Source organism: Streptomyces thermoalcalitolerans, from assembly GCF_039525155.1.
In the GTDB taxonomy this organism is placed as follows: Bacteria; Actinomycetota; Actinomycetes; order Streptomycetales; family Streptomycetaceae; genus Streptomyces; species Streptomyces thermovulgaris.
In genome coordinates, this window is sequence record NZ_BAAAHG010000164.1 from 1 (window position 1) to 565 (window position 565).

The following is a 565-nucleotide window of genomic DNA, read 5'->3' on the forward strand; positions in this document are numbered from 1 at the left end:
CGCCGATGCCGTCGCCGTTGCTGTCCTGGAAGGAGCGGACGAGGACCTCGTAGAAGACGGCACGTTTGAACCACTCCGGATCCCGGTCCCCGGCCGGGGCGTCCTCGAAGATGTCCGGAACGGGCTCGTTGACAGTCATGGCGGCGGGGGCCCTCCGATCTGCGAGGTGGACGGTCGCTGGACATGGAGTACGTGCGCAGGCCTGCGACCCGGCTCCAGGCGGACGTAGTTGGCCCTGCCCCAGTGATAGGTCTCGCCGGTGAGCTCGTCGTGCACCGGCGTGGACTCGTGCCAGTCCAGGCCGAGGTGCGGCATGTCCAGTGAGACCGTGGCCTCCTGGGTGTGGTGGGGATCGAGATTGACGACCACCAGGACCGTGTCGGAGCCGGTGGTCTTGCTGTAGACGATCACGGCGTCGTTGTCGGCGTGGTGGAAGTGCAGATTGCGCAGGCGTTGCAGCGCGGGATGGCGGCGGCGGATGTGGTTGAGGCGGGTGATCAGGGGGGTCAGGGTGCGGCCCTCGCGCTCGGCCGCCTCCCAGTCGCGGGGTTTGAGCTGGTACTTC

The 565-nt window shown here is 68.0% G+C and carries 1 protein-coding gene; it reads right to left on the reverse strand.

All coding sequences use genetic code 11. The features are described from left to right. Nucleotides 1-135 precede the first annotated feature (135 nt). The coding region (locus tag ABD224_RS29365; protein ID WP_344055376.1) for an alpha-glucosidase C-terminal domain-containing protein at nucleotides 136-565 on the reverse strand (430 nt) is incomplete at its 5' end.